Raw genomic sequence first — 25189 nt, forward strand, 5'->3', positions numbered from 1 at the left:
TGGTCAGACGGCGTGAATGACGATGTTTTTCCCGCCCGAGGTTCCCGGCCGCCGGCTCGGCAAGATCGTGATCACCACGACCCGACCGGCGTCAGGGCAAGTCCTTCAGCACGCCAATCACCGCCTTGCCGTCGGTGAAATAAGGATCGCCGCCACCATTGCGGCCGGTTCTGGTGGCGCCGATTCCGGCGAAGTCGCTGGTCGAGATCATCTGGCCGGCGCCGTCGAGGCTCTGAATGATGAAATTGCGTTCCGCATCGATATCGGGGCCGATGTGATGGGTGATGGCGCCGGTGTCGTGGCTCAGGCCCACGCCGCGGTCAAAGCTGGCGGAGCCCAGCCATAGCGGCCGGCCATCGTCGCCTGTGGCGCCGGTCTGCCAGAACCGGACATGATGGCGCCGGTCGGCGCTGATGCCGGCCGGGAGCTCGAAGGCAAGGTTCTGGGGCCGGCCCTCAAACAACAATCGGCTGATCGGCGCGTCCGGGTAGGGGCGGGAGAACAGGACGCTTTCGCCGATATCGATGGCGGTCCTCAGCGTGACCGCGTCGGCGGTGTCCCAGCCGGCGAGCGCGAAGGCGTGGACGACCTCCCTTTCCGTACCGACAAGGCCGATATTGATCGGGTCGCCGGGAATGCCTTGCGGCGTATGCGTCACCATCTCGAAGCGCTGGTTGCGAAAGCCGCGATCGCGCCACGTCCAGAACCCGGGCGCGGCGACATAGGCCAATGCCAGATAGGCGGCGCAGATCGCCAGGAACCAGGTCGTCGCGCGTCGTCGAAGGCTTCGTTGGCTCATCATGTCACCCGAAACTCGGCGCATCTCTTGCCTGCCAAGCCCGGGAAATCAATGGCAAGCGATGCCTGACGGGGTTATCGTCGATCACAGTTTGGCGCGTATGGGGGCAAGAGTGGGAAAACCAGCACGCCGTGGGCCAATGGCGTTGAATGCCGAACTCGTTGCACGGGTGGAGCGCATAGAGCCCGATCCAGGTCCCGATCCTGGGACCAGCGAACATACCGACGGCGAGTTCGATGCCGTCGTCGAGCAATTGCTTGGCGAGCATCGGCCGGAGGCGCTCTGGGTGTTCGCCTACGGATCGCTGATCTGGAATCCCGAATTCACATTTGTCGAACAGCGTCTGGCCACCGCGCCTGGATGGCACCGTTCATTCTGCATGCGGCTGACACGCTGGCGCGGCACCCGTGAATTTCCGGCGCTGATGCTGGCCCTGGACCGGGGTGGCAGTTGCAACGGCATCGTCTACCGGTTGCCTGACCAGGATCATTTCGGGCAGCTCGGCCTGTTGATGCGCCGGGAGATCGATGCCAATCCGCCAACCAACATACCGCGCTGGATCAAGGTGAAGACAAAGGACGGCCCGTTGCTTGCCCTGGCTTTCGTCGCGGCTCCCGAAGGTCCGGCCTATGCCGGACGGCTGCCGCTGGAGCGGGTGGCGCATACTCTGGCGCACGCCGCCGGGCACTGGGGCTCCTCCGCACAATATCTGTTCCGGACCGTCAGCAAACTGGAGGAAAACGGTATCCGCGACCGTAACCTGTGGCGGATACAGGACATGGTCGCGGGTCGGATCATCGCTTCGACGGCGTCACATTCAAAGGCCTGATCAGCGGCAGGCGCGATAGCCGCTCTTGCGGTTCTTGATGTCGAAGTGGAAATGGTTGCGGTGGTCGTAATTGTAGCCCGGGCCGAGCACCGTGGTGAAATACTGGCAGCCGTCGGCGCGCACATTGTTGAGGAAGCCTCGGGTGCGGAAAGCGAACAGGCCGGGCTTGCGCACGTCGATGTCGTCGCCATTGTTGAGTTCGATGCTCATGACGTCGAGCGCGTTGCCCTTGCCGTGCTCGGACAAAACACCTTCGCCGGCGATATTGCGGCAGGAATAGCTGGAGCCCTGGTGGATGGTCTTGACGCCGGAGAAATAGCGCCAGCGGGCGGAGGGAACGAGCTCGTTCTTCGTCCAGGCGGCGAAAGTGGCGGCCATGTTGCAGGTGAGCGTGGCTGCCGGTTTCATCTCGACGCTGCCGATGGCCGAGACCTTGACGGGGAAATCGATGCCGCACTGGCCCTGGTGGATGGGCTGTATGTCGGTGTAGACGACGCCGAGGCGCTTCAACTCATTGCGGCAGTCGATCTCGCCGGCCGGCATCTGCTCCGGCTGCGACAGCGGCTCGTCCATGCGGGGATAGGCGGCTTGCGTCATATAGGGGTTGGAGGGCACAAGCCTCTGCATGCCCTGATATTGCGGCACGGCCGATGTCTGCGCTCCGACATCGACGGCCGGCTGCAGCGACAGTACGCTGCCGGTGTTGCAGGCGGAGACCGCCGCAAGCGCCAGGGCCGCGGAAAGCAGCGTCGCGGGTTTCAGTCGGCGCGCGGTGGCGAGGAACACTGCGCGAAATCTGCCGGCCATTGGCGGAAATCCTGGTTCGAACCTGATCTGTGGTCAGGTTCGAACTTTGCCTGACCATGATCTTTTCCGAAAACCGGTTCCCGTTTTTCGGGGTCATGGTTCGGATACCAGGCATTTTAACGATCAAGGGTAAAGGAAAGCTCAGCGCCCGCATTCATGCCTGCGGCCGAATTGCGGCGGCCGGCTGGGCTTTCCTACTGGCAGAAGGTGCCGCCGTGGCGGCGCGGCTCCAGATCGAGGTGGAAGTGGAATGTGTGGTCGGCATCGGCGCCGGGGCCAAGCACCGTCTTGAACGGACCGCAGGCGGCCTTGCGCACGGCGTTCAGGAATTTCGCATCCTTTTCCGGTGGCGTCGGGCCGACCTTGATCTCCGTGCCGTCCGACAGCTTGAAGCTGGCAATGTCGAGCGCGTTGCCGAAGGCGTGTTCGGACAGCTTGCGGGTGCCGTGGCGGGGCCGGCAGACGAAGGCCGAAGCCTGATCGATCGATTTCAGCTCGGCGCCGAAGTCGGCTTTCGCCGCCGGCTGGATCACGTCGGCGGCAAAACGCGCCGCCGCCTCGGCCATGGGACAGTTGAGTTCGGTGCCCGGCGAGATCGCGATCGACTTGCCCAGGCTCTTCAGCACGATGGGGTAGGGGATGGAGCAGCCGATCTCGGGGTCGCTTTCGGCCTTGTGCTCCTCGAATTCGACGCCAAGCGCCTTCAGTCGTTCACGACAGGCGACTTCCCCCTCGGGCATCTTGTCGGCAGGACGGTCGGCCGAACGCGGATCGGGGAGCATTTTCTTGCTGCCGTCCGCATCAGCCGGCTTCTCCGGCGGCTTTGGCGCCGTAAGTGGCGTCTGGGCCTCAGGCTCGGCGGCACCGGGCTCGGCCGCGCCGGGCTTCGCCGCGTCAGGCCCGGAAGTGTCGGGCTTGGACTTGTCGGGCTTGGGCGTCGGCGTGGGCGCGATTTCGGGCGGTTCGGGCTCGTTCTCGACGCCTGGTTCCGGGGCGGCAGGTTCGGGACGGGCCTGCCTTTGCGGACGGGATTTTTCCTCGTTGAGCAGGTTGGATGCGTCGTGTGACGCACGAGCGCGCTTGTCCTGTTCAAGATTGCGCCCGGCCGTGGCATCCCCATTATCGGGGGCAGCCTTATCATCGTGGGCAGCGTTATCATCGTGGGCAACCTCGGGGCGCGGCTCCGGCACCGGAACGACCGCCGGTGCAACGGTCTGGTCCGGCTTCTCCGGTTGCGCAGGCTGGGGAGCTTCCGGTTGCACGGGTTGGGGAGCCTCCGGTTGCACGGGTTGGGGAGCCTCCGGTTGCACAGGCTGCGGAGCGACATGCTGCCTGCCGCGCGGCTTCACGCGGTGCTTGTATCGAGGTCTTGCCGGCTGATCCGCTCGCTGGGTCAGCGGCTGCTCCATGCGAGGCGTAAGCGGCTGGTGGTATTTGTGACGATGCCTGGCGTCTGCCGGCGTCGCCAGCAGAGCCGTGGCCGCCAGAGGCAGCGCCAAAGCGCAAAGTCGGGAAAAGCTCAGCGTTGCCATCGTTCCCAAACGGCGCCGGCGTGCCGAAGTTGCCTGCATGGGCGCTTGCCGCGATCACAATCGGTAACCGCACCGTTACGCGCCGATGGCTTCGAGGCCTTCCTCCAGCCAGTCGGCGAGCAAGGGCATGCCGAGCAGGTATTTCGCCGTGCGCTTGTTGGCGCGTTCGCGCGCGGCCGTCACGGCGTCCGCCCATTCCGAAGCGTCGTAGTCGCCACGCCCGACCCAGGCGAGGGCGATGAGTTCGGCCGCTTCATCGACATTGAGGTCGTTGATCAGCTCGCGCAGCTCCTCCTCGGTGAGGTTTTCCGAGCTTTCCTCGGCGAGGCCGTCATGATGGTGATTGTCGTTGATGTCGCCGTCGAGCTCGATCTCGTGTTCGGCGCCGTCGGCATAGTCCTCGTTGACGGCGGCGCTCAGCGCCTTGGCCTTGAGGATGAACAGGCGCACGGTGTCGGGGCCGATCGAAAGTTCCCAGTCCTTTTCAAGCCGCCGCTGCACTGGCCGTCTCCGTGGGCTCAGTCCTTGTCGGCGGCGATGATAACGGATTTGCCGCGTCCGTCACCTGATCATCTGCGGTCCCCATGTTTTTCCGGGATGAAACGCGGGCCGTGCCGCGTTAGTGTTGTAATTCTCACCCCTCCAGGAGGCTTCGATGCATAAAAGAGTGCTGATCCAGGCGGCGAGCGCGCTTATCGCTCTGCAGTTCATAGCGGTTCCGGCCTTTGCCGCGGGCGGCGATACTTCCGGCGGCGGCGGCAACCAGACCGTCACGCAATGCAAGAAAGGCGAGGTCTGGGACAAGAAGAAGAAAAAGTGCGTTGCGCCCCAGGAAGGCATGCTGGACGACGACAGCATCTATGACGCCGGGCATGACCTGGCCATGGCCGGACGCTATGACGAGGCGATCACGGTGCTCACCCTTGCCGCCAACAAGCAGGATCCGCGCATCCTCAACTATCTCGGCTACTCGCACCGCCATTCGGGCCGCGTCGCCGTCGGGCTGGGCTACTACGAGGAGGCGCTGCGCATCGACCCGAACTACACGCTGGTGCGGGAATATCTGGGCGAGGCCCATCTGCAGATCGGCGATCTGGCCGGCGCCCAGCAGCAATTGTCCGAAATCGAGAAGCGCACCGGCAAGGGATCGCGCGAATACGGCATGCTGGCCGAGCAGATCGAGCATTTCATGAGGAGCTGACAGGCCCTTCAGGCTCCTCGAAGCGGCCGCGATCGCTCGTGGCCGCTTTTTTGCTGCCGCGGGCTTGTCTCCGCGAAAGTGGTGAGGATTTTAACAAAACCGATTTTTGGGCGTGAAAAACCCGCCAAGATTGCTATATCTTGGGAAATTGCGGTGAAACGGTTCCGTTAGCCCGAGGCTGGCGGACCGTTTTCTTTTTATACCCAACGACAAGGCTTCCCCCGAAACGCGGGGGCGGCGGCAGGAAAGGTCAGGCATCATGAACAAGGTCCCGATGACAGGCGACGGGTTCGCGTCATTGAAGGAAGAACTGCGCTGGCGCCAGCAGGAAGAGCGGCCGCGCATCATCGAGGCGATCTCCGAAGCGCGCTCGCATGGCGACCTGTCCGAAAATGCCGAATACCATGCCGCCAAGGAAGCGCAGAGCCTCAATGAAGGCCGCGTCAACGAGCTCGAGGACCTGATCGCGCGCGCCGAGGTCATCGACGTCACCAAGCTCAGCGGCGACAAGGTCAAGTTCGGCGCCACCGTGGTTCTGGTCGACGAAGATACCGAGGAAAAGAAGACCTACCAGATCGTCGGCGACCAGGAGGCGGACGTGAAGTCGGGCCGCATCTCGATCTCCTCGCCCATTGCCCGCGCGCTGATCGGCAAGGAAGTCGGCGATGCCATCGAGGTCAACGCGCCCGGCGGCGCCCGGGGCTACGAGATCGTCCAGGTGCAATTTATTTAAGGGACTTTGGCGCAGGCGCCTATTCAAGCGAAGGTTTGCGCTGCCCCTCATTGCCCTGCCGGGCATTTCTCCCCGTATAGTGACGGGGAGAAAGACGCTGTCACCTATGATTTCGCCAATCTCAACGTTGCCGGCAGGGCGCTAGCTTTGCGCGCAGCTCCCTTCTCCCCGTCACTATACGGGGAGAAGGTGCCGGCAGGCGGATGAGGGGCGGCGCTAACTCTTCCGATTGAATCGATTGGATAAATCACTCGCTGCCGGTGCGGACCTTAAGCTCCAGCAACCTTTCCGCCTCGGCCACGACCTCCGCTGGCGTGACACGCTCGCCTGCCGCCGCAAGCAGCGTCGACGCGTAGGGTCCGCGCGGACCCGTCAAGCCTGGCTCCGTCGCCAAAAACACCGCGACCGTCGGCAGGCCGAAGGCGCTGGCCAGATGGGTCAATCCCGTGTCGGCGCCGATGACCAGCGTCGAGCGGCCGAGGATGGCGGCAATGTCGGCCAGCGGCGATTTTGGCACCACGACCGCCGATGGCACGGCCTTGGCGATTGCCTCCGCCACGGCCTTTTCACGTTCGTTCGACCAGGTCGTGACCGGCGTCAGGCCGCGCTCGACCAGCAGGCGGGCGGTGCCGATCCAGTCTTGAACCGGCCATTTCTTGTCCTCGCGGCTGGTGCCGTGCAGCAGGAAGGCGGTTTTCCCGGTGATGCCGGCCAGACCACCGGGCGGCGACACGATCCCCGAAGCAAGTGTCGACAGATCGGGCTGGTAGCCAAGCGCCAGTCCGAACAACCGGCGCGTCCGTTCGATGGCGTGCAGGTCGCGCGGCACGCGGTAGGTAACGTCGTAAAACAGCGTCGCCGATGGCTCGCGCGCGCTCGAGCGGTCGAAGCCGGCGATCGGCGCGCGCGCCTGCCGTGCCACCAAGGCCGACTTCAGCAGTCCCTGCGCATCGATGACCAGGTCGTACCGGCAGTCGCGCAAGGTTCGGCGCAAAGCGGCCGCCTCGCGCCAGGTGCCGCCCTCGAGCAGCGCCTTGCGCCAGCGCCGGATGGCGACGGTGTGGATCGTGCCGATCGCCGGATGCAGCGCGACAATGCCGGCGAATGCCTCTTCGACGCACCAGTCGAAGGAGACGTCCGGCCTGGCGAGGCTTGCATCCTCGACCGCCGGAAAGGTGTGGATGACATCGCCCATCGACGATGTCTTGACGATCAGCACCTTCATGCCGCGGCCGGAAGTTCCAGCAGTCGCTCGGCCGCTGCCGCGACCTGCCCGACTTCCAATGTCCTGAGGCAATCGAGGTGGCCAAGCGGGCAGATCTTCTGGTGGCAGGGCGAGCAGGACAAATGCAGCCAGACCAGCTCGCGGCGCTCCGCCAGCGGCGGCGTGTTCTCAGGCGAGGTCGAACCGTAGACGGCAACGATCGGCGTGCCGACCGCCGCCGCGACATGCATGAGCCCGCTGTCGTTGGAGACCGCCAGCCTCGCCGCCGCGATCAGGTCGATGGCATCCTCCAGCCTGGTCTGACCGGCGAGATCGACGGCACCGGGTGCGAGGGCTGCGATCTCCGCCGTCACATCGCGATCGTTCTTCGAGCCGAACAGGGCAACCTTCAAGCCCTTGCTCATGAAGTCGCGGGCCAGGCCGGCATAGTGCTCGCTCGGCCAGCGCTTTGCGGGTCCGAACTCAGCACCGGGCATGAGGGCCACGAATTTCTGCCGGGCGAGGCCGAAGCGGTCGAGCAGGGCAGCCTGATTGATGGAATCCACGGTCAGGTGTGGCGCGCGGAAAGTGCCGCCCTGGGCGAGGCCGAAATAAGCCTGCGCGGTGCGCCGTTTCAAAGCGTCGGGCAGCGGTACGATGTCGGTCAAAAGGCCGTAGCGCATTTCCCTCAGGTTGCCGACGCGGCGGCGAATGCGGGCAAAGAACGGGATCAGCGCCGATTTCCAGCTGCCGGGCAGAATGTAGGCCATGTCGTAGCGGCCCCGCAGCAGGCGGCCGAAGCGGCGACGATGGGTGAATTCGAGCGCGCCGGGCTTGAGCGGAAAGTCTATCTGCTGGCGGATCTCCGGCATGCGCTTGACCAGGGGTGCCGCCCAGGCGGGCGCCAGCACGTCGATCGCGGCATCGGGATGGCGTTCCTTCAGCGCCGAGAACAGGCACTGCGCCATCACCATATCGCCCACCCAGCGGGGGCCGATCACGAGGATCGCTGGGCTTTCAGCCATTCGACATAGTCTCTGACGCCGGTTTCGACGCTTCGGAATTGGCCATTATAACCGGCCGCGCGCAAACGGGACATATCAGCTTGCGTAAAGCTCTGGTAGCTGCCCTTGAGATGATCGGGGAAGGGGATGAACTCGATCTCACCCTTGCCCAGCGTGTCGATGACGGTTTCGGCGATGGCTCGGAAAGGCTGGGCACGGCCGGTGCCGCAATTGAAGATGCCGCTCGATCCGCGTTTCCACAGCCACAGATTGACGTCGGCGACGTCGCCGACATGGATGAAGTCGCGGCTTTGTTCGCCCGGCCCGAAACCGTCATAGGCGCCGAAGAGTTTCGGATTCTGGCCTTGCTCGACCTGGTTGAACAGGTGGAAGGCGACCGAGGCCATGGTGCCCTTGTGCGCCTCGCGCGGGCCATAGACGTTGAAGTAGCGCAGACCCGCGACCTGCGAATGATCGGTGTCGAACACGGTGCGCCTGATATAGTCGTCGAACAGCTTTTTCGAATAGGCATAGACGTTGAGTGGCCGCTCCAGCGCCGGTTCCTCGCGGAACTCCGAACCACCGCCATAGACGGAGGCCGAGGAGGCGTAGAGGAAGGGTACGCGCAGCGTCTGGCAGGCATGCAGCAGACGCTTGGAATAGGCGTAGTTGACCTCCATCATGAATTTGCCGTTCCACTCGGTGGTGGTCGAGCAGGCGCCCTGGTGGAAGACGGCCTCGATACGGCCGAGCGAACCGGCCTCCGCGCGCGGCAGGAAATCGTCCTTGTCGAGATAGTCGGATATTTTCAGGTCGGCGAGATTGGCGATCTTGTGGCCGTCGGTCAGATCGTCGACCACGAGGATGTCGTCATGCCCCTCGGCATTGAGCGCGGCGACGATGTTGGAGCCGATCATGCCGGCGCCGCCCGTGACGATGATCATGAAGGCCTCTGGCTGCTTGCGATTCCGGTCCTTATAAGGGAGCCCGGCCGGGCTGTCGACAAAGCAGGTGGTCGCGCTGTAGTCGCCTTTGAAGCTTGTCTGCTTTGTCTATTTTGTCTATTATGGACGAAAACAGGATGCCCCATGAAACACTATCCATCGACAGATTTGAAACAGAATCTTGGTGACGTGCTTGCGGCCGCCAGCCAGCAGCCCGTCTCCATCACCCGTCACAACAAGCCGCGATATGTCCTGATGAGTATCGAGGCTTATGAAGCTCGCTTCGTCAACGACAGTCGCCGCGTCTATGCGGCGCAGGATGCTCCTCCCGAACATGTCGAGATGCTTGAGGAATACGCTGCGGAACTGGACCGTGATTAAACCCATCGCCGCGGATGTTTGGCGATATCCATATCTGTGGCATCGCCAACATGGAGACGGCGAGACAGAAGGCCGCAAGACGAGGCCCGTCGCCTTCGTCGCCGTTCTCCCCGGGAAAACCGGAGGCACGAACCTTTTTATTCTTGCAATCACCTCCACACAGCCGAGCCGTGGTCGCGTGGCCATTGGCGTTCCCGAAATTGAGCGCCATCGTGCTGGCCTTGACCCTATACCGCTTTGGGTCATAGTCGACGAGTACAACCACGATATTCTGGAATCGTCGGCCTATTTCGAACCGGGTGCGCGCATCGGTGCCTTCAGTCCGTCATTGCACAAAAAAATTATGTCGGCTTTCATCGCGGCTGTTCGCGCAGGCCAATCCAAAGCTATCCCGCGAGCTGACTGAACGGCCTGCAATCGGGTAGGGCAGGACCATAAGGGACAAAAATGCCGTCGACCGAACTTCTCATCGCATTCTTCGCCACCACGGCGATCTTCGCCTATATTCCCGGCCCCGCCATGCTCTACGCCGCCGCGCAGACGATGGCGCGCGGGCGTTGGTCGGGACTGACGGCGGCACTCGGCATCCATCTCGGCGGCTATTTCCATGTCTTTGCCGCCGCAGCCGGCCTGTCGGTGCTGTTCCACGCCGTGCCGCCGCTCTACATGGCGGTCAAGCTGGTCGGCGCGCTCTATCTGATCTGGCTCGGTGTTTCGCTGTTCCGCAAGCGCGTCGAGGGCGAGATGGCACTGCCCGTTCTCGAGCGCAAATCGGCGCGCCGCGCCTTTTTCGAAAGCATCACGGTCGAGGTTCTCAACCCCAAGACGGCGATCTTCTTCATGGCCTTCCTGCCGCAGTTCATCGATACCTCCGCCTCGTTTCCGGTTTGGGTGCAGTTCGTGATCCTGGGCACCATCGTCAATCTGATGTTCTCGTCGGCCGACGTCGCCTGCGTGTTCCTGGCTGGGCTTGTCGTCGGACGGCTGCGGCGTTCGAGCCGTGCCCAACGCCTGATGCAGCGCGCCGGCGGCGCGGTGCTGGTCGGGCTTGGCGTCCACGTTGCCCTGCAGAGGAGCTGACGGGGCGACGTTGCGCCGGCTCCAATTGCGGTATATCGGCATCGCGATGAACCGCTGGTCTTCGACCCCTATATATCCCTCAGACGTTCTCACAGCGCGCTGCCAGTGACATGATCAAGCACAATCCGCCTTCTCCCGAACCGCTGCACCGCGCCATCGCACGCTTTGGCGACGTCACCGTGCTGGTGGTGGGCGACCTCATCCTCGACCGCTTCGTCAATGGCGTCATCGAGCGGATTTCGCCCGAGGCGCCGATCCCGGTGCTGCACGGGCGCGGCGAAAGCTCGGCCATGGGCGGCGCCGGCAACGTCGTCGCCAACATCGTTTCGCTTGGCGCGCGCGCCGTTCCGGTCTCTGTGCTCGGTACCGATGCCGCCGGCGACAGCCTGGTGCGGATGCTGGGCGAACTTGGCGCCGAGACAGCGGGCCTTTCGCAGCAGCGCGGACGCATGACCTCCTCCAAGAGCCGGTTCAGCGCGCTGAACCAGCAGGTGCTGCGCTTCGACGAGGAAGAGATCAAGCCGCTCGGGCAAGCGGAGCGGGCCGAACTGGTCCGGCACTTCCGCGCCGCGCTGGCAGCCGCCGACATCGTCATCCTGTCCGACTACGGCAAGGGTATATTGCTGGACGGTGTCGCGGCGGAACTGATCGCCATCTGCCGCGAGGCGGGAAAACCGGTGCTGGTCGACCCCAAGGGGCGCGACTATTCCCGCTATGCCGGGGCGACCGCCATTACCCCCAACCGCAAGGAACTGGGCGAGGCCGTGGGCCACGCGGTGTTCGCCGATGACGAGATCGTTGAGGCCGCCCGCGACCTGATCTCGGCACACGGCTTCGACTTCGTCGTCGCCACCCGCAGCGAGAAGGGCATGACCGTGGTAGGCCCGCAGGAAGCGCGCCACATCGCTACCCAGGCGCGTGAAGTGTTCGACGTCTCCGGCGCCGGCGACACAGTCATAGCAACCTTCGCGCTGGCGCTTGCCGGCGGCGCCGATCCCGTCGCGGCAGCCTCGATCGCCAATGCCGCAGGCGGCGTCGTCGTCGGCAAGCGTGGCACTGCCCGGCTGAGCGTCGAGGAACTCACGGGGGCGCTGTTTCGCTCGCATGGGCCGACCTCCCACAAGGATGCCATTCTCGACGCCTCGTCGGCCGCGCGCATGGTTGCGGCGTGGAAGGAAGAAGGCTTGAGCGTCGGTTTCACCAATGGCTGTTTCGACATATTGCATGCCGGCCATGTCAGCCTGCTGCACGCGGCGCGCAGCCAGTGCGACCGGCTGGTGCTGGGGCTCAACAGCGATGCCTCGGTGCGGCGGCTGAAAGGCCCGGGCCGCCCGGTCAACGACCAGCACGACCGCGCCTGCGTGCTGGCGGCGCTCGCCTCCGTCGATGCCGTCGTGGTGTTCGACGAGGATACGCCGCTCAAGCTGATCGAGGCGCTGCTGCCCGACATTCTGGTCAAGGGCGCCGACTACACGATCGACACAGTGGTCGGCGCCGATGTGGTGCAAAAGGCCGGCGGACGCGTCGTGCTTGTCGATCTCGTCGCCGGCAAAAGCACCACCAGCACCATCGGCAAACTGCGCGCCGGCTCCACAAACTGAGGATTTCATGTCCGAACTGAACGACTATCTGGTCCGCTCGGCGGCAGCCATCACTGCAATGGTCGAGCGCGACCTGACCGGCGAGATGGAACGGGCGGCGAGCGCCGTCGTGACGGCGCTTTCCCAAGGGAAAGCCTTCCTGATCGCCGGCAATGGCGGCTCGGCCAGCGACGCCATCCATATCGCCGGCGAGCTCGTCGGCCGCTTCCTCAAGGAGCGGAAGGCCTACAATGTCATCGCGCTGCCGGCCAACGCCGCCGTGCTGACCGCCTGGGGCAATGATTACGGCTTCGACACGGTGTTCTCGCGTCAGGTCGAGGCGCATGGCGCGGCCGGCGGCGTGCTCCTGGCAATTTCCACCAGCGGCAATTCGCCGAGCATTCTCGCCGCCGCCGAACAGGCGCGGATGATGGACATGACGGTGATCGGCCTGACCGGCGACACCGGCGGCAAGCTCGCGCCGCTCTGCGACATCCTGCTCAACGTGCCTTCGACCTCGACGCCGATCATCCAGCAGGGGCACCTGTGCCTTTATCACTATCTTTGCGAAGTGGTCGAAACGCGCCTCTCGAATGGCTGACGGACAACAGGCGCCATACGGGCTGACCGAGCCGGGCCTGTGGGTCGAACGGGTCGGAGCGCAGGTCTTCGCCAGGGGCGTGCCCGCATTGTTTCTCGACCGCGACGGCACGATCAATGTCGATACCGACTATCCCAGCGACCCGGCCGGCATCGTGCTCAGGCCGCAGATATTGCCGGCGATCGCGGCCGCCAACCGGATCGGCATCCCCGTTGTCGTCGTCACCAACCAGTCCGGCATCGCGCGCGGCTATTTCGGCTGGAGTACTTTCGCCGCGGTGAACGGCCGGGTGCTGGACCTGCTGCGTGCGCAGGGCGTGTTCGTCGATCTGGTGCTTGCCTGCGCCTACCACGAGGCCGGCACGGGGTCGCTCGGGATTGCCGATCACCCGATGCGCAAGCCCAATCCCGGCATGCTGGTCGAGGCCGCCAAACGCCTCGATCTTGATCTCCCGCAATCCCTGATCGTCGGCGACAAGCTGGCCGACATGCAGGCGGGGCAACGTGCCGGCCTGGCGCAAGGCTGGCTTGTGGACGGCGAAGCCTCGGCCCGGTCCGGCTTCGCGATCAGGCGCCTGGGTGATCAGGACGATCTCGACGGCCTCGTGGCGGCCATCGAAAATCTCGGACGGGGCGCCGGATCCTGAAGGCTACACGGGGCCGTCGCGGTCCGAGGCCTCGTAGAGCTTGGCCTCGGTGGCGAAGGAATAGATCATCACCGACATCGAGTAGACGAAGCCGTGCCGGCCGCACAGGAAGTAGCGCTTGGCCAGGTAGAATTTCAGGAAGTTGCCGAGTGGCGAGAGCACCAGCCTCACCAGGCCGGGCTTCTTGCCCTTCTCGACCAGCGTGACGGCCTTGAGGCCGGAATAGCTGTTGGCGCGCGCCAGGTCTTCCTCGACCGATATTTCGCGGCGGTGCAGCAGCACGCCGTCCTCGATCGTGGCGGTTTCTCCCGGCACGCGGAAGGATTCATGCACCCGGGCGCCGAGGTCTATGGTGGCGCCCTGCCGGCGGAAGAGGCGCAGCAGCCTGTTGTGCAGCACCCAGCGATGCGCGTAGCCATAGCCTTTCAGCCAATCGCGGCGGCGGATGTACCATCCGTCGATCTTGTTGTCGCTCGCTTGCGTCGCGGCCACGATCGACTGCCGCAGTCGTTCGTCGACGCGCTCGTCCGGGTCGATCGAGAGACACCAGGGCTGGTTGGCGTGCTCGAGCGAGAACTGGCGCTGGCGCGGAAAGCCCGGCCAGTCATTGTGCAGCAGCTTTATCGGATAGCCCTTGGCGATATAGCCCTGCACGCATTCGATGGTGCCGTCGGTCGACCCGGAATCGACGATGATGATCTCGGCGCAGAAATCGATGCTTTCCAGGCACGGGCCGATCATGTCGGCCTCGTTGACGCAGATGATGAGCGCCGAGACCGGGCTTGCAAATCGTGTCATGGACCCCTTCCCATGGCGGGTCGTCCCCGGAGTCGCTGCCTGCACCGTCTGTTCCACGCAGTCCCCCTGAGGGAAATCGTTACGCGCCTACCCCGGGAAAACCGTTACATACTTTTTCCCGGAATTGCTTGAGAAACCATCAAGCGCCCAGTCAAGCAGTCCGGCATTGCCACTCATCCCTTGTATATGAGCGTCTGCCGAACGCCAACGCGGCGGACGTGCGGCTGCGGCACGGATTTTGCGGGCAAGGGTACTGCCGGATTGGCGCCGGTTCAGGGCCGTTCGAAGGAAACCAGCCCCTCGTCCTTGACCCGGCGAATGGTGAGCGCGGTGCGCACGGTGTCGACATTGGGCGTCGAGGTCAGTTCCTCGATGACGAAGGTCTGGAAGGTGCCGAGGTCGCTTGCCACGCAATGCAGCAGGAAATCGGATTCGCCCGACACCATCCAGGCATCGCGCACGATCGGCCAGCCGCGCGTACGCTCGGCAAAGGTGCGCAGCTCGGCATCGGCCTGATGGTGCAGCCCGACCAGGCAGAAGGCGACGACGTCGAGGCCCAGCGCCTGCGCGTTGAGCAGCGCGCGATAGCCGCGGATGATGCCGGTCTCCTCCAGGCGCTTGACCCGGCGCAGGCAAGGCGGCGCCGAAATGCCGACGCGGTTGGACAACTCGACATTGGTCATGCGCCCGTCCGCCTGCAACTCGCGCAGGATCTTCCAGTCGATGGCGTCGAGGTCGGCTTTCAGGGGCATCGTGTCTCAGCTCGGCGCAAGAATCTTTCGCGATTTTGTAATTAAACGACTTTTGTGTCGGCGCCAGCCCTTCTCAACGCGATTTTTGACCCGTAACGAAAACGGCCGCCGCGCGAATATCCACATGGGCCGAAGCTTTCCGGGGACGACGGCCCGTTCGTCTTGCTGGCGTGGTTGGCAACCCTTACATTACGCCGGACATTCCACGTCTTTTTCCAAGGCACATCCGTTGTCTGCCCCGCAGAGGCTTCAAATGACCATTAAGCACGCGCCCGTTCTCATCATCGGTTCCGGTCCGGCCGGCTACACGGCGGCGGTCTATGCCGCTCGCGCCATGCTGAAGCCGATGCTCGTCGCCGGCCTGCAGCAGGGCGGCCAGCTGATGATCACCACCGATGTCGAGAATTATCCGGGCTTCGCCGACCCGATCCAGGGGCCGTGGCTGATGGAGCAGATGCTCAAGCAGGCCGAGCATGTCGGCACCGACATCATCAACGACATCATCACCGAGGTCGACCTCAATGTGCGCCCGTTCCGCGCCAAGGGCGATTCCGGCACGACCTACACGGCCGACGCCCTGATCATCGCCACCGGCGCGCAGGCGAAGTGGCTGGGCATTCCCACCGAGCAGGATTTCATGGGCTTCGGCGTGTCCGCCTGCGCCACCTGCGACGGTTTCTTCTATCGCGGCAAGGATGTCGCTGTCGTGGGCGGCGGCAACTCGGCGGTGGAAGAGGCGCTCTATCTGTCGAACCTGGCCAAGAGCGTCACCGTCATCCACAGGCGCTCGGACTTCCGGGCCGAGCGCATCCTGCGCGAGCGGCTGCTGAAGAAGGACAATGTCCGGGTGATCTGGGACACGATCGTCGACGAGATCACCGGGCGTCCGGGCAAGGCGCCGCTGCCGCCGTCGGTCGAAGGGCTGAAGCTCAAGCATGCGGTGACCGGCGCCGAAAGCCACCTCAAGGTCGACGGTGTCTTCGTGGCCATCGGCCACGCGCCGGCGGTCGAGCTGTTCGCCGGCAAGCTCAAGCAGAAGCCGAACGGCTATCTGTGGACGGCGCCGGATTCGACGCGCACCGACGTGCCCGGCGTTTTCGCCGCCGGCGACGTGACCGACGATATCTATCGCCAGGCGGTGACGGCGGCGGGGCTTGGCTGCATGGCGGCGCTCGAGGCGGAGAAGTATCTGGCGGGTATCGAAGTGCACCGCGAGGCGGCCGAATAGGCCGCTTATAAAACTGTTAAAAAAACGGCTTAGAGACGCCGTGTAAAAGCCTGATTTTGCATTCAGACGCCAAGCAGAAAGAGGGGAATCATGGCGTTGGACTGGGACAAGCTACGCGTGTTTCACGCTGCGGCGGAGGCGGGGTCGTTCACACACGCGGCCGAGACGCTGCATCTATCGCAATCGGCGATATCGCGGCAGGTCAGCGCGCTCGAACATGATGTCGGCGTGCCGCTGTTCAACCGCCACGCGCGCGGCCTGGTGCTGACCGAGCAGGGCGAGATGCTGTTCCGCACGGCGCATGACGTGCTGATGAAGCTCGAGACCATCAAGTCGCGCCTGACGGAAACCAAGGACCGCCCCTCCGGCGTGCTTCGCGTGACGACGACCGTCGGCCTCGGCGCCGGCTGGCTGACCGAGCGGGTGCAGGAATTCATCGAGCTCTATCCGGAGATCAGCCTGCAGCTGATCCTCGCCAATGAGGAACTCGACCTCACCATGCGCCAGGCGGACTGCGCCATCCGGCTGCGTCAGCCGCAGCAGCCGGACCTGATCCAGCGCCGCCTGTTCACGGTGCATTTCCATCTCTACGCGGCGCCTTCCTATGTCGCCAAGCACGGCAAGCCGGCCTCGGTCGCCGAGCTCAGGAACCACCGCATCGTCACCTTCGGCCTGCCGGTGCCCTCGCATCTGTCGGAGCTGAACTGGCTGGAAACCGTCGGCGATTTCGAGGGTGGCCAGCGGGTGCCATCGCTGCAGATCAACGACATCCTGTCGATCAAGCGCGCCGTGCAGGGCGGCGCCGGCATCGCCATGCTGCCGGATTATGTGATCTCCAAGGATGCAGGGCTGGTGCAGCTTCTGCCAGAGACCGAGGTGCCGTCCTTCGACACCTATTTCGCCTATCCCGACGCCATGAAGAACCAGGCTAAGCTGCATGTCTTCCGCGATTTCATCATCGCAAAGGCGCGCAGCTGGTCGTTCTGAGCCCCGGAGGCACGCTGCCTTCGCCAGCCGGCATCACCTGAATATCGACATGGCCTGAGCGGCGCTGCTCGCTGTTCGGCTTACCCCTGCCAGGGCGTCAGGCGCGGCAGCCAGCCGGGGACGTTGCGGCGATAGGTTTCGTACTCGCTGCCGTAGCGGCCGGCGAGCGTCGGTTCCTCGTAAAGCTTGACGAAGGTTGCCATGGTCGCGGCGGCGATGACGGCGTAGATGGCGATCGGCCAGCTCGAGAACAGCAGCGCCTGGCCGATGATGATCGACAGCACGGCGACATACATGGGGTTGCGGACGTGGCGGTAGATGCCGCCGACCACCAGCCTCTCGGTCGGAGCGACAGGGGCAGGGGTGCCCATCCCCTCCAGCGCGAAGCGGCCGAAGGCATGCAGCAGCACGGCGGTCGCCGCGGCCACGAGAACGCCGCCCACGGGCACGAAGCCCGGCACGGGTGACCACGGCGAGCCCCAGCGGTCGCTCAGCAGCCATGGCACGAGGCCGGCGACCACGCCTGGCGCCACGATGAGGAAAAAGCCGCTGCCGGCAATCGCCGAAAAACGACGCATTGAACGTTTCTCCCCTGTTTGCCTCAGAATTAAACGGCTCCTGCCCGTTTGCAGGTCATCAGGCATTTTCCGGTATTTCGCAGCAGAATTGCTTGGCGCCGGCGTTTTTTCAGCGGCAATGGCGCGGCTATGCGTTCCAATTCGACGATTCTGTTGGTCCTATTGGCTTTGGGAATGGGTTGGACCACAGCCTATGCCTTTTTGCATGCGTGTGTTGCAAAATAGATGCTTGTTTCTTGGGCATGATGAGCAGATATATAGATCATCTCCTGGGCGCGTTCTCCTCCCATTAGCGCCCTCGAGTGTTCCCCTCTGGAGGTTAGCCTTAACAGGCACTTCCAATCAAACTCAGCCGGATCTTCGTTGATCCGGCTTTTTTGTTGCCTTGAGGTCATCGGGCGGGCTGAAAAAACCATCGGAATAGCCGCGTAACAGTGACATGTAACCTCTGGTAACATGACAAGGGCATGCTCGACCTGCTAAGCAGATCATAGGACGCGGTGTGGTTCGGACGGGAGATGGGGGCATCACTCGGACGGCCCGGGCTCAGGCGGCTACCGCGTCCGAACCATTTCCGCCGGACTTCGGCGACCACCCATATGCGGCGGACCTGCCGTTTCTCCTCCCAAGAAAACGGTCCGCAAAACAAAACGGCGTCCGGCCCCCCGGGCGTCGTTTTTGGTTTTTGTCCCCTCGAACGCGGGTTCGAGGGGACAATGCGCTGGTGGCTCAGGCGGCCTTGCCGTTGGCGTTCATCGCTTCGTCGGCGAGACGGCCGGTGAGTTCGGCCATGTGGTCGAAGGCGGCGCGATAGCTGGCAACCCCCGACGTGGCCGAGCGCAGTTCGATGATCAGGTCGCCGATCTCGGACTGCGGCATGGTCGCCTCGACGACGTCCCAGCCCGGCCAGCCGGGCCGCGCGTCATAGCCGAGGATCTGGCCGCGCCGCTGCGGGATCAGCGCGATGATCTTGGAGGTCGCGTCCGACGGCGTGACGATCTCGACCTTCATCACCGGCTCCAAAAGCACCGGCGAACAGGCGGCCATGCCTTCCTTCATGGCCAGCTTCGCCGCCATCTGGAAGGCCATGTCGGAGGAATCGACCGCATGGTAGGAACCATCGGACAGGTTGACCGCGACGTCGACGACGGGGAAGCCGAGCGGGCCGGATTTCAGGTAATCGCGCACGCCGGTCTCGACCGACTGGATGTAGGTCTTGGGCACGACACCGCCGGTGATGGTGTCGGTGAACTGGAAGCCGGAGCCGCGCGGCAGCGGCTTGATCTCCACCACGACATCGCCGAACTGGCCATGGCCGCCCGACTGCTTCTTGTGGCGGCCGCGCTGCTGCGCCGATTTGCGGATCGTCTCGCGATAGGGCACGGCCGGCGCATGGCCCTCGACCGGGATCTGGTTCTTGCCCTCCAGCCGTTCGCGCACGACGCGCAGATGCATCTCGCCGTGGCCCGACAGCACGGTCTCGGCCGAGTCCTGGTTGTGGCGCAGGCTAAGCGAGGGGTCCTCCTCCGCCAGCCGCTGGATGGCGGCCGACATCTTGACCTCGTCCTTGCGCTCCTTGGGGCGCAGCGCGAAGGCGAAGACCGGCTGCGGCGGTTCGACGTCGAAGAGCTGCCTGCTACCGCCCTTGGCGGAGGTCAGCGTCTGGCCGGTCTTGACGTCGTCCAGCTTGCCGAGCGCCACGGTGTCGCCGGTCCTGGCGGCGGTGAGCTTGACCTGATCCTTGCCGAGAAGCTTGTAGACCCCCGACACCTTGGCAGTGCCGCCGCCGGGCAGCCACAGTTCCAGGCCGTCCGCGACCTGGCCGGACAGGATGCGTGACACCGACAGCTTGCCGCCATGCGGCGTGTGGATGGTCTTCATCACCTGGACCACGGTCGCATTGCCATCGGGCGCGCCGAGCCGCTTGCGGGTCGCGTCGATGTCGGGCGCGTCGTGGCGGATCGTCTTCAGCAGGCGCAGCACGCCATTGCCCTTCTCGGCGGTGCCGATCAGCACCGGCGTCACCGAGCCGTCGCGCAGGTCGGCGGCGAGATCGTCGAAGATCGCGTCCTTCGGCGGCTCGATCTCCTCGAGCAGCTGTTCCATCAGATGATCGTCGTGGTCGGCGAGCGTCTCCAGCATGGAGAAACGCGCTTCCAGTTCGCGCGCCTTGTCGTCGTCCGGTATCCCGGCCACCTCGCTCTCGGCATATTCGCGGTAGATGTAGGCGCGCTCCAGGGCCAGATCGATCGAGCCGATGACGACGCCATCCTTGCGCAGCGGAATCTGGCGCAGCAGGAGCGGCGCCGAGCTTGCGGGCTGCAGCATCTTCAGCGTGTCTCGCACGCCCGCGATCGCCTTGTCGACCTTGTTGAGGAAGAGGATGCGCGGCACGCCGAGATCGTCGAGCTTGCGCATGATGAGCTGCAGGGCGGGAATCTTCTTTTCGTCCGCCTCGGCCACGACCACGGCGACGTCGCAGGCGGCCAGGACTGGCTCGGCCTCGAAGGAGAATTCGATCGAGCCGGGACAGTCGACGAAGGTGAATTGCTCGCCCATGAATTCGGTGGTGGCGATCGATGCCTCGACGCTCATGGCGTGGGCGCGCGCCTCGGGCGAATGGTCTGAAACGGTGTTGCCCGAGGAAACCGGGTTCTGGCGCGGAATGGCGCCCGTGCGGGCCAATATGGCTTCGAGAAGTGTCGTCTTACCGCTTGCGAAGGGACCGACTATGGCGATGCATTTCGGTCCCGTGCGTCGTCCTCCGGCGCGATTACCCATGGCTGACCTCCACTCAGGCGTTTCCCTGGGGACCGACTGGCATTCATGGTTCAGGCGAAGGTCAATCGGTCCTCTAGCGGCGGCCGGCCTGTTCGACCGTCGCGGGCGGGCCTGTTTGCGACCTGCCCGCAATCATCGTCCCACTTGTTTGGCGGGAGGGCAAGAAAAATAGGAAGCCGGCGCGATCAGGCGCTGAGCGCGAGCGCTTCGGCCGATTGCCGGGCAAGCGTCAGGAGCTTGTCGCGCTGCGCGGGCCGGCCAAAGAAATAGCCCTGGAAACGGTTGCAGCCGGCGGCCTTGGCGAGCGCGAATTCCTCCTGCGTTTCCACGCCTTCCGCCACGATGGTGACGTCCTGGATGCGGGCGATCTGCGCCAGCGCCGAAACGAAGATCTGTGCCACCTGGTCGTGCGCGAGGCTGCGGATATAGGAGCGATCGATCTTGATGATGTCGATGGGCAAGGTCTTGAGATAGTTGAAGCCGCAATGCCCCGTGCCGAAATCGTCGAGCGCGATGTGGAAGCCAAGGCCGCGCAACGCTTCGAGGCGCCGCAGGACCTCCGGCGAGGCGGCGGTCGCCACGGTCTCGGTGATCTCGATGATGAACTGCGCCGCGGAGCAGCCTGTTTCCTTCAGCACGCGGTCGCACATGGTGACGATCTCGTCGCGCTTGAGCTGTTCGCCCGAAACGTTGATCGAGATGCGGCGCCCCGGGAAATGGCTGATGTCGGCGCAGGCCCGCTTGAACACCCATTCGCCGAGCATGTCGATCAGGGTCGAGCGCTCGGCGATGGTGATGAACTCGGCCGGCGCGATCAGGCCCCGAACCGGATGGCGCCAGCGGATCAGTCCCTCGAGCGCATGTGTGGACCCATCGGGGTTGACGATCGGCTGGTAATGCAGCTCGAGTTCGCCGAGATAGATCGCGGCGCGCAGTTCCCGTTCGACCAGGCGCCGGTAGCGCTTGTCGGACAGCATCTCCTCGTCGAAGACGGTGACGCGGCCGCGGCCCGCCGCCTTGCTCTCATAGAGTGCCAGATCGGCAACGAGCATCAGCTCGGTGGTGTTCGAGGCGTGGGCTGGCGCCAGCGCCACGCCGACCGAAATGGACAGCGGAATGATCTTGCCCTCATGCGACTTGCCGGCGCGCATGGCGTCAAGCAACTGCCGGACATTCCGGTTGATGGCGGTGAGGTCGCTGTGCGGAATGATGACGCCGAATTCGTCGCCGCCCAGACGCCCGACCATGCTGCCAGAGAAGATGCGCTCGGAGGTCTTGACCAGATGCGTCAGGGTGAGGTCGCCGAACTGGTGCCCGAACGTGTCGTTGAGCTGTTTGAAATGATCGAGGTCGATCAGCAGCAGGGTCGCTTCGCGCCTGTCGCGCATGGTGCCGAGGCTGTCGCGCAGCGCTTCCAGGAAATAGCGCCGGGTCATTGCCCCGGTCATCGCGTCCCGGGTCAGGAAATGATGCTTTTCGGCTTCCGCGGCCTCCGCCGATCGCAGGCGATGGACGATGCTGCTGCGCATGTACATCAGCGCCAGCAAAGCCAGGCCGGTCGCCAGGGTGGAGATGGCGAAAGCGTTGCTCGAGGGCAGGTGCCGCGATATGTCCAAGGCGCCGAGCGCCGCCGTGCCGATGCTGAGCACGAGCAGCGCCTGGATGCCGCGATAGATCCGGCCGCTGTGGTCCTTGATCGTCGCCAGTATGCTCATCCGCCAGCCCCCGCAATGCAGGCTCACGGCTAGTGCGCAGCCGTTAAGAAGACATTGAATTCGCCATCCTTTTGCCTTGCCGGGCAGTGTCGGGCAGGTTCATGGTTAAGGAGAAAAAACCAGGCTGCCGCGATGGTGGGCGAAACGTCCGGTTGCGCACCGGCCGATATCGTCCGAGAATGGTTCGTGCCTCGCGGGCGGCGTCGCTGCCTATCCCTTCACACCAGCCAATCAGGGCCAGACGATGAAGATCATTGCTTGTGGCGGGGTGCCGACGATCATAGCGCCGGACAGGTATTTCACCGGCCGCGTCCTGCAGACACCGATCATCGAGGCAGAGGCGCCGGCGCGGCTCAGGGCCACGCTGGTGAGTTTCGAACCCGGCGCCCGCACGCATTGGCACACGCACCCGCTCGGCCAGACGCTTTACGTGACGTCGGGCGCCGGTCTTGCCCAGACCTGGGGCGGCCCGATCCAGGCGATCAGGGCAGGGGATGTCGTCTCCTTCGCGCCCGGCGAGAAGCACTGGCATGGCGCCGCGCCGAAGGCGGCGATGACGCATATCGCCATGCAGGAAGCCGCGGACGGCGTCCATGTCGACTGGCTGGAAGCGGTTTCCGGCGAGCAGTATGGCGGCTGAGCGCAGACAGCTTGCCGCCTAGCCGGGACGCAGCATCCTGAGGAACAGCGCCGAGAGGTTTTCGGCAAGCTCGCCGCCATCCAGCACGCCTTGCTCGATTGCATGGTCGACGATGCCGTGCAGTCCGTTGAACAGCACGATGGCGGCCAGATCCGGGTGATCGACCGACCAGGCGCCCGCTCGCGCGCCGGAGGCCAGCAGATCGGAGAGATCGCCAAGCAGGGGATTGTCGCCCTTCATCTGGCGCTGGTCGGGCCGGTGGTCATGAAAGACGACGTCGTGCAGCTGATAGTCATCGAGATAGGCCGCGATGCCGGCACTCACGAAGCTTTTCAGCCGCGCGGTCCAGTCTTGCGCCGGGCAAGCTTCGATGGCGCCGTGGATGCGGGCGCGAAATCCGGTGACGAAGCGCTCGCGCAACGCGGCGACGACGTCCTCCTTGGAGGTGAAATAGAGATAGAAGGTCCCCTTGGCCACGTCGGCGCGGGCGGCGATCTCGTCGATGGTCGTGGTGCCGACGCCCTTGGCGATGAACAGCGCGGTCGCGGCGCGAAGAATGTCCTCGCGGCGCACCTCGGCCGGCTTGGTGCGGGGTTTCAGCACTTTCCTGGCAATGACAGGCTTGGGACGTGCGCTCATCATCCGGTTCTTGGGGCAGGTGTTGGCTCAGTCGCTTTCCTATCCTGCTTCTGGCAGACAAGACAAGCTTTTTATAATGATTCTAAAATGACTTACTATTATTGACTGACCGTCGGTCAGTGAGATAGATGGCTGCGAAGCCCGCATATGGATACGTCATGTCGAACCGTCTGCCTCTCGTCGCCGCCGTCTATCTCGGCTCCTTCGTCGCCCTGCTCGACGTCAGCATCGTCAATGTCGCGCTGCCGACCATCCAGCAGGCGCTGAACACCGATTTCGGCGGCCTGCAATGGGTGGTGGATGCCTACACGCTGTGCCTGTCGGCCTTCATGCTGTCTTCGGGTCTCATCGGCGACCGCTATGGCCGCAAGCGTTCCTGGCTGGCCGGCGTCGGCATCTTCGTGGCCGGCTCGCTGATCTGCGCCGTGGCGCCGAACCTGGCGGTGCTGCTGGCAGGCCGGGTGGTGCAGGGCGTTGCCGGATCGCTGCTGATACCGGGCGCGCTGTCCATCCTGACGCAGGCTTTCCCCGATCCGCGCGAGCGTGCCGGCGTCATCGGCGGCTGGGCGTCCTTCGCCGCCATTTCGCTGGTGGTCGGCCCGGTGCTGGGCGGCATCCTGGTGGAGACGGTGGGCTGGCAGAGCATCTTCCTGATCAACCTGCCGCTCGGCCTGGTCACCATCGTGCTCGGCGCGCTGTCGATCGGCGAGACGGCGCATCCCGAACATGCCCATCTCGACCTTGTCGGGCTGGCGCTCAGCATCGTGTGGCTGGGTGCGCTGACCTTCGGCCTGATCTCGGCCGGCGAGAATGGCTGGGGCGATGCCAGGACCATCGTGGCGCTGGTCGCCGGCGTCACCGGGCTTGCGGCCTTCCTCGCCTTCGAGGCGCGCACACCCCGGCCCATGCTGCCGCTCGGACTGTTCGGCGATGTGCGCTTCGCGGTCGCCAACGTCGCCTCCTTTTCACTCGGCTTCGCCTCCTACAGCAGCGTCTTCTTCTTCTCCATGTTCCTGCAGCAGGTGCAGGGCTGGTCGCCGACGCAGACCGGCCTGCGTATGGCGCCCGCCTTCATCGTCCAGATCGTTCTGTCGCCCTGGATCGGCAGGCTGAGCGCGCGCTTTGGCCATTCGGCGCTGATGACGCTGGGCTATGCCGGCATAGGCGTCTCCATGCTCGGCATGTGCTGGGCCGGGGCGTCGACACCCTATGCGTTTCTCTGCCTCCTGTTCGTCGTCAATGGGATCGGCAATTCGCTGGCGATCCCAACAGGCAGCGCCGCCGCCATGTCCTACGCGCCACGCGAACGCTCGGGGATGGTGTCGGCGGTCATCAACGCCACGCGCCAGAGCGGCCTTGCCATCGGCATTGCGCTGCTCGGCGCGCTTATGAGCATGCGGGCGACCAGCCTGCTTGCCGGCTATCTCGGCGATGCAGGCGTCGCCAATGCCGATGCGGCGGCCCGGGCGGCGGTTTCCCGGCACGATTTCGCGACCGACGCCGCGATCGGCGAAAGCGGGGTGCGAGAGCTCTTCGCCACCGCCTATGCCGGCGGCTTCCACGCCGCCATGCTGACGGCGGCGATCGTCGCCTTCCTTACCGCCGCGTTGCTGATCACCGTGCTGGCGCCGGCCGAGGCGCGCATGGCCCGGGCGGGCAAGCAGCAGGCCTAGAGCAAGACGGCAACAACAAAAAACCCGGCATCGAGCCGGGTTTTCCGATGGATCAGT

At 64.5% G+C, this 25189-nt stretch carries 26 protein-coding genes; 13 read left to right on the top strand and 13 right to left on the bottom strand.

All coding sequences use genetic code 11. The features are described 5' to 3' along the window. Nucleotides 1-91: 91 nt before the first annotated feature. Nucleotides 92-799, bottom strand: coding sequence for an LssY C-terminal domain-containing protein (locus FFS37_RS31675; protein ID WP_137934883.1), 708 nt, complete (start codon nt 797-799; stop codon nt 92-94). A gap of 139 nt (nt 800-938) precedes the next feature. On the opposite strand from FFS37_RS31675, the gene FFS37_RS31680 reads away from it, so the two are divergent. Next, the gene (locus FFS37_RS31680) at nt 939-1628 is read left to right on the top strand and encodes a gamma-glutamylcyclotransferase (RefSeq protein WP_210240500.1); all 690 of its coding nucleotides are present in this window, start codon (nt 939-941) and stop codon (nt 1626-1628) included. Here the strand turns inward: FFS37_RS31680 and FFS37_RS31685 are convergent, their stop codons facing one another. From FFS37_RS31685 to FFS37_RS31695, 3 genes are all read right to left on the bottom strand, one after another. Continuing rightward, nucleotides 1629-2435 carry an extensin-like domain-containing protein gene (locus FFS37_RS31685; protein ID WP_137934884.1) on the bottom strand — a complete coding sequence of 269 codons (807 nt, stop codon included), beginning with the start codon at nt 2433-2435 and terminating at the stop codon, nt 1629-1631. A 194-nt stretch (nt 2436-2629) separates the two neighbouring features. Next, nucleotides 2630-3697 (bottom strand): extensin-like domain-containing protein, encoded by a 1068-nt coding sequence (locus FFS37_RS31690; RefSeq protein WP_232375846.1) that lies wholly within the window; start codon nt 3695-3697, stop codon nt 2630-2632. Between the two features lie 345 nt (nt 3698-4042). Continuing rightward, nucleotides 4043-4468, bottom strand: coding sequence for a DUF3775 domain-containing protein (locus FFS37_RS31695; RefSeq protein WP_137934885.1), 426 nt, complete (start codon nt 4466-4468; stop codon nt 4043-4045). Between the two features lie 154 nt (nt 4469-4622). On the opposite strand from FFS37_RS31695, the gene FFS37_RS31700 reads away from it, so the two are divergent. After that, entirely contained in the window at nt 4623-5168 is a 546-nt protein-coding gene (locus tag FFS37_RS31700; RefSeq protein WP_137934886.1) for a tetratricopeptide repeat protein, read from the top strand. Between the two features lie 259 nt (nt 5169-5427). After that, a complete protein-coding gene (greA, locus tag FFS37_RS31705) occupies nt 5428-5901 on the top strand; it encodes a transcription elongation factor GreA (RefSeq protein ID WP_137934887.1) in 474 nt (157 codons plus the stop codon). A gap of 247 nt (nt 5902-6148) precedes the next feature. On the opposite strand, the gene waaC is transcribed toward greA, so the two are convergent. From waaC to rfaD, 3 genes are read right to left on the bottom strand one after another with little or no spacing between them, the layout of a single operon-like run. Then, nucleotides 6149-7126: a lipopolysaccharide heptosyltransferase I gene (gene waaC, locus FFS37_RS31715; protein WP_137934888.1), complete on the bottom strand. Its 978-nt coding sequence runs from the start codon at nt 7124-7126 to the stop codon at nt 6149-6151. Then, nucleotides 7123-8130: a lipopolysaccharide heptosyltransferase II gene (gene waaF, locus FFS37_RS31720; RefSeq protein WP_137934889.1), complete on the bottom strand. Its 1008-nt coding sequence runs from the start codon at nt 8128-8130 to the stop codon at nt 7123-7125. The genes waaC and waaF overlap by 4 nt, the downstream gene beginning before the upstream one ends. Beyond that, nucleotides 8103-9053 (bottom strand): ADP-glyceromanno-heptose 6-epimerase, encoded by a 951-nt coding sequence (rfaD, locus tag FFS37_RS31725; RefSeq protein WP_137934890.1) that lies wholly within the window; start codon nt 9051-9053, stop codon nt 8103-8105. The genes waaF and rfaD overlap by 28 nt, the downstream gene beginning before the upstream one ends. Before the next feature lie 144 nt (nt 9054-9197). On the opposite strand from rfaD, the gene FFS37_RS31730 reads away from it, so the two are divergent. The 6 genes from FFS37_RS31730 to FFS37_RS31755 all read left to right on the top strand — a co-directional run bounded on the left by FFS37_RS31730 (nt 9198) and on the right by FFS37_RS31755 (nt 13341). Then, nucleotides 9198-9434: a type II toxin-antitoxin system Phd/YefM family antitoxin gene (locus FFS37_RS31730; protein ID WP_137934891.1), complete on the top strand. Its 237-nt coding sequence runs from the start codon at nt 9198-9200 to the stop codon at nt 9432-9434. Next, nucleotides 9427-9840, top strand: a complete 414-nt coding sequence (locus FFS37_RS31735; protein ID WP_232375847.1) for a hypothetical protein — start codon at nt 9427-9429, stop codon at nt 9838-9840. Before FFS37_RS31730 ends, FFS37_RS31735 begins: the two co-directional genes overlap by 8 nt. A gap of 41 nt (nt 9841-9881) precedes the next feature. Beyond that, nucleotides 9882-10514, top strand: a complete 633-nt coding sequence (locus tag FFS37_RS31740) for a LysE family translocator (protein WP_137934892.1) — start codon at nt 9882-9884, stop codon at nt 10512-10514. Between the two features lie 110 nt (nt 10515-10624). Continuing rightward, nucleotides 10625-12115 carry a D-glycero-beta-D-manno-heptose-7-phosphate kinase gene (gene rfaE1 / locus FFS37_RS31745; protein WP_137934893.1) on the top strand — a complete coding sequence of 497 codons (1491 nt, stop codon included), beginning with the start codon at nt 10625-10627 and terminating at the stop codon, nt 12113-12115. Nucleotides 12116-12122: 7 nt separating this feature from the next. After that, a complete protein-coding gene (locus FFS37_RS31750) occupies nt 12123-12695 on the top strand; it encodes a D-sedoheptulose-7-phosphate isomerase (RefSeq protein WP_137934894.1) in 573 nt (190 codons plus the stop codon). Beyond that, nucleotides 12688-13341, top strand: coding sequence for a D-glycero-alpha-D-manno-heptose-1,7-bisphosphate 7-phosphatase (locus FFS37_RS31755; protein ID WP_137934895.1), 654 nt, complete (start codon nt 12688-12690; stop codon nt 13339-13341). Before FFS37_RS31750 ends, FFS37_RS31755 begins: the two co-directional genes overlap by 8 nt. Before the next feature lie 3 nt (nt 13342-13344). Here FFS37_RS31755 and FFS37_RS31760 read toward each other — a convergent pair whose 3' ends face one another. Beyond that, nucleotides 13345-14139 carry a glycosyltransferase family 2 protein gene (locus FFS37_RS31760; RefSeq protein WP_137934896.1) on the bottom strand — a complete coding sequence of 265 codons (795 nt, stop codon included), beginning with the start codon at nt 14137-14139 and terminating at the stop codon, nt 13345-13347. A 272-nt stretch (nt 14140-14411) separates the two neighbouring features. After that, nucleotides 14412-14891, bottom strand: coding sequence for an Lrp/AsnC family transcriptional regulator (locus FFS37_RS31765; protein WP_137934897.1), 480 nt, complete (start codon nt 14889-14891; stop codon nt 14412-14414). 253 nt (nt 14892-15144) lie between these two features. Here FFS37_RS31765 and trxB point away from each other — a divergent pair, with 253 nt between their 5' ends. Continuing rightward, complete coding sequence (trxB, locus tag FFS37_RS31770; RefSeq protein ID WP_137934898.1) at nt 15145-16119, top strand: thioredoxin-disulfide reductase; 975 nt, start codon at nt 15145-15147, stop codon at nt 16117-16119. A gap of 90 nt (nt 16120-16209) precedes the next feature. Next, nucleotides 16210-17106, top strand: coding sequence for a LysR family transcriptional regulator (locus tag FFS37_RS31775; protein ID WP_137934899.1), 897 nt, complete (start codon nt 16210-16212; stop codon nt 17104-17106). Between the two features lie 80 nt (nt 17107-17186). Here the strand turns inward: FFS37_RS31775 and FFS37_RS31780 are convergent, their stop codons facing one another. The 3 genes from FFS37_RS31780 to FFS37_RS31790 form a co-directional block, all read right to left on the bottom strand. Beyond that, complete coding sequence (locus FFS37_RS31780; protein ID WP_137934900.1) at nt 17187-17684, bottom strand: methyltransferase family protein; 498 nt, start codon at nt 17682-17684, stop codon at nt 17187-17189. Nucleotides 17685-18413: 729 nt separating this feature from the next. Continuing rightward, on the bottom strand, nt 18414-20465 hold the full coding sequence (locus FFS37_RS31785; protein ID WP_137934901.1) for an elongation factor G: 2052 nt from the start codon (nt 20463-20465) through the stop codon (nt 18414-18416). A 185-nt stretch (nt 20466-20650) separates the two neighbouring features. Further along, entirely contained in the window at nt 20651-22180 is a 1530-nt protein-coding gene (locus FFS37_RS31790) for a putative bifunctional diguanylate cyclase/phosphodiesterase (RefSeq protein WP_137934902.1), read from the bottom strand. A 244-nt stretch (nt 22181-22424) separates the two neighbouring features. Between FFS37_RS31790 and FFS37_RS31795 the strand changes: the two genes are divergently transcribed. After that, a complete protein-coding gene (locus FFS37_RS31795; protein ID WP_137934903.1) occupies nt 22425-22820 on the top strand; it encodes a (R)-mandelonitrile lyase in 396 nt (131 codons plus the stop codon). Nucleotides 22821-22838: 18 nt separating this feature from the next. Here the strand turns inward: FFS37_RS31795 and FFS37_RS31800 are convergent, their stop codons facing one another. Next, nucleotides 22839-23459 carry a TetR/AcrR family transcriptional regulator gene (locus tag FFS37_RS31800; protein ID WP_137934904.1) on the bottom strand — a complete coding sequence of 207 codons (621 nt, stop codon included), beginning with the start codon at nt 23457-23459 and terminating at the stop codon, nt 22839-22841. A 158-nt stretch (nt 23460-23617) separates the two neighbouring features. Here FFS37_RS31800 and FFS37_RS31805 point away from each other — a divergent pair, with 158 nt between their 5' ends. Continuing rightward, on the top strand, nt 23618-25132 hold the full coding sequence (locus FFS37_RS31805) for a DHA2 family efflux MFS transporter permease subunit (protein ID WP_232375848.1): 1515 nt from the start codon (nt 23618-23620) through the stop codon (nt 25130-25132). Nucleotides 25133-25189: the final 57 nt, after the last annotated feature.

This window comes from Mesorhizobium comanense (assembly GCF_005503535.1).
Taxonomy (GTDB): domain Bacteria; phylum Pseudomonadota; class Alphaproteobacteria; order Rhizobiales; family Rhizobiaceae; genus Mesorhizobium; species Mesorhizobium comanense.

What these genes read in the sequence shown, in the direction of transcription:
- FFS37_RS31675 (WP_137934883.1), bottom strand. Translation starts at nt 799, where the DNA reads ATGAGCCAACGAAGCCTTCGACGACGCGCGACGACCTGGTTCCTGGCG.
- FFS37_RS31680 (WP_210240500.1), top strand. Translation starts at nt 939, where the DNA reads ATGGCGTTGAATGCCGAACTCGTTGCACGGGTGGAGCGCATAGAGCCC.
- FFS37_RS31685 (WP_137934884.1), bottom strand. Translation starts at nt 2,435, where the DNA reads ATGGCCGGCAGATTTCGCGCAGTGTTCCTCGCCACCGCGCGCCGACTG.
- FFS37_RS31700 (WP_137934886.1), top strand. Translation starts at nt 4,623, where the DNA reads ATGCATAAAAGAGTGCTGATCCAGGCGGCGAGCGCGCTTATCGCTCTG.
- greA (WP_137934887.1), top strand. Translation starts at nt 5,428, where the DNA reads ATGAACAAGGTCCCGATGACAGGCGACGGGTTCGCGTCATTGAAGGAA.
- waaC (WP_137934888.1), bottom strand. Translation starts at nt 7,126, where the DNA reads ATGAAGGTGCTGATCGTCAAGACATCGTCGATGGGCGATGTCATCCAC.
- waaF (WP_137934889.1), bottom strand. Translation starts at nt 8,130, where the DNA reads ATGGCTGAAAGCCCAGCGATCCTCGTGATCGGCCCCCGCTGGGTGGGC.
- rfaD (WP_137934890.1), bottom strand. Translation starts at nt 9,053, where the DNA reads ATGATCATCGTCACGGGCGGCGCCGGCATGATCGGCTCCAACATCGTC.
- FFS37_RS31730 (WP_137934891.1), top strand. Translation starts at nt 9,198, where the DNA reads ATGAAACACTATCCATCGACAGATTTGAAACAGAATCTTGGTGACGTG.
- FFS37_RS31740 (WP_137934892.1), top strand. Translation starts at nt 9,882, where the DNA reads ATGCCGTCGACCGAACTTCTCATCGCATTCTTCGCCACCACGGCGATC.
- rfaE1 (WP_137934893.1), top strand. Translation starts at nt 10,625, where the DNA reads ATGATCAAGCACAATCCGCCTTCTCCCGAACCGCTGCACCGCGCCATC.
- FFS37_RS31750 (WP_137934894.1), top strand. Translation starts at nt 12,123, where the DNA reads ATGTCCGAACTGAACGACTATCTGGTCCGCTCGGCGGCAGCCATCACT.
- FFS37_RS31755 (WP_137934895.1), top strand. Translation starts at nt 12,688, where the DNA reads ATGGCTGACGGACAACAGGCGCCATACGGGCTGACCGAGCCGGGCCTG.
- FFS37_RS31760 (WP_137934896.1), bottom strand. Translation starts at nt 14,139, where the DNA reads ATGACACGATTTGCAAGCCCGGTCTCGGCGCTCATCATCTGCGTCAAC.
- FFS37_RS31765 (WP_137934897.1), bottom strand. Translation starts at nt 14,891, where the DNA reads ATGCCCCTGAAAGCCGACCTCGACGCCATCGACTGGAAGATCCTGCGC.
- trxB (WP_137934898.1), top strand. Translation starts at nt 15,145, where the DNA reads ATGACCATTAAGCACGCGCCCGTTCTCATCATCGGTTCCGGTCCGGCC.
- FFS37_RS31775 (WP_137934899.1), top strand. Translation starts at nt 16,210, where the DNA reads ATGGCGTTGGACTGGGACAAGCTACGCGTGTTTCACGCTGCGGCGGAG.
- FFS37_RS31780 (WP_137934900.1), bottom strand. Translation starts at nt 17,684, where the DNA reads ATGCGTCGTTTTTCGGCGATTGCCGGCAGCGGCTTTTTCCTCATCGTG.
- FFS37_RS31785 (WP_137934901.1), bottom strand. Translation starts at nt 20,465, where the DNA reads ATGGGTAATCGCGCCGGAGGACGACGCACGGGACCGAAATGCATCGCC.
- FFS37_RS31790 (WP_137934902.1), bottom strand. Translation starts at nt 22,180, where the DNA reads ATGAGCATACTGGCGACGATCAAGGACCACAGCGGCCGGATCTATCGC.
- FFS37_RS31795 (WP_137934903.1), top strand. Translation starts at nt 22,425, where the DNA reads ATGAAGATCATTGCTTGTGGCGGGGTGCCGACGATCATAGCGCCGGAC.
- FFS37_RS31800 (WP_137934904.1), bottom strand. Translation starts at nt 23,459, where the DNA reads ATGAGCGCACGTCCCAAGCCTGTCATTGCCAGGAAAGTGCTGAAACCC.
- FFS37_RS31805 (WP_232375848.1), top strand. Translation starts at nt 23,618, where the DNA reads ATGTCGAACCGTCTGCCTCTCGTCGCCGCCGTCTATCTCGGCTCCTTC.